The following is a 1,718-nucleotide window of genomic DNA, read 5'->3' as shown; positions in this document are numbered from 1 at the left end:
AAGGGCGCTCTATCCAGAAAATCTTTTTTACAGCCGCTTATTATTATGGCAGCGGCGAATAAAGTGAGTATGTATAGTTTAATATGTTTCATAATTTTAGGTCTTAGTTGTTTAAAATAGAGATGTTGGCACCAATAGTAAACACACGTGGCTGCGCATAATATCCATTATCTACACCTGCTGCTAAGGGATTCCATGAACCTATCTCAGGATCGTAACCTTTATATTTTGTAATTGTAAATACGTTGGTTACCTGGGCATACAGGCGCAAGTTTTTCAGGTGGATTTTAGATAAAAGACTCTCTTTAAAATTATATCCCAGCGTAATGCTTTTGCACCTTATAAAAGAACCATCTTCGATATATTTGCTCGAAAAACGTTGGTTGTCGTTACCGCTGGACTGACTGATTCTGGTGATACTGGTTTCGGGATTAGTAATATATACGTTGTTGATATCAGTAGCAGAACCGGCAGGATTAATTAACCCTATGCGGGCAAAATCTCCCACATTTCTAAAGTATCCAAAATTCTGATTCGGATTTTCTGCATCTACCCTCACCTGGTTATAAAGTTTATTGCCATAATTTCCAGACATGAAGATATTCAGGTCGAAGTTTTTATAATTAAAGCTGTTGTTTATTCCAAACTGGAATTTCGGAATTGGTGAACCTAAATAAACCTGGTCGCTTTCATCGATCACGCCATCGTTATTTTGATCCTTAAATATAACATCTCCTACCCATACACCTCCTGAACCATTGGTGATTGGAATTGGAAGTCCACCTTTTTGTGGTAAAGCAGGATACTTTTTAAAATCTTCTGCATTTTTATAGGTGCCTAATGTTTCGTAACCATAATACTCCCCAATCGATCGGCCCACCGTTGATTTGGTAATTGCTGTGCTACCTGCATAACCATATAGTGCGGCAGCATCGGTATTTAAGGTGAGGATTTTATTGTTGTTACGGGAAAATGTCAGATTACTTCTCCAGTTGAAGTTTTTAGATTTAATATTATGGGTGGTTACAGAAAATTCAATCCCTTTATTACTCACAGAACCGATATTGATATAAGGTGACTGGATCGATCCCGGGGCATAGCCTGTAGCATCAACCATACCTGAATATAATGGTAAGGTGAGGCTTAACAATAAGTTATCCGTTCTTTTATAATACGCATCTATCGAAAAGTCAACCCTTCTGTTCAGGATACTTACATCCAGACCGGTATTATAGCCTTTTGTTGTTTCCCATTTTACATCAGGATTGCCACTGGTAGCAATCAGCTGCGAATTACCCGATAATGATGTTGCTACAGTCGTTAAAGTTGAGCCGTAGGCATAATCACGAATATTTTGGTTATTCTGCAAACCATATCCAATCCTAAGTTTCAGATCATCGATCGCTTTTACGTCTTTAAGAAATTTTTCCTGTTTCAGTTTCCAGGCGAATGCACCAGAATAAGTGGTCACCCATCTGTTATTAGCTGCAAATTTGGATGACCCATCATTGCGGACGTTAAGCGTAACATTGTACTTATCATCGTATTTAAAATCAATACGGCCGAAATAGGACTCTCCAGCTGTTTGTCCTTTATCGCCAGAGTTGGTAGCCGTTGTGGCATCACCACCATTTATGGCCTGTACATTATTGCTGGGAAAATTTGTTCTCTTTGCCGATACGTTTTCATAATCCCACAGTTTAGACTCGTGCCCAACC

At 38.8% G+C, this 1,718-nt stretch carries 1 protein-coding gene; it reads right to left on the bottom strand.

Going from position 1 to position 1,718, the window contains the following annotated elements; translation table 11 throughout:
* Positions 1 to 103: 103 nt before the first annotated feature.
* Positions 104 to 1,718, bottom strand: a 1,615-nt coding sequence (locus AC1DND_RS27280; RefSeq protein WP_477585915.1) for a SusC/RagA family TonB-linked outer membrane protein, incomplete at its 5' end; no start/stop codon positions are given.

The organism is Pedobacter sp. 01N416 (genome assembly GCF_056399685.1).
This window is presented reverse-complemented; position numbering and strand designations above follow the sequence as displayed.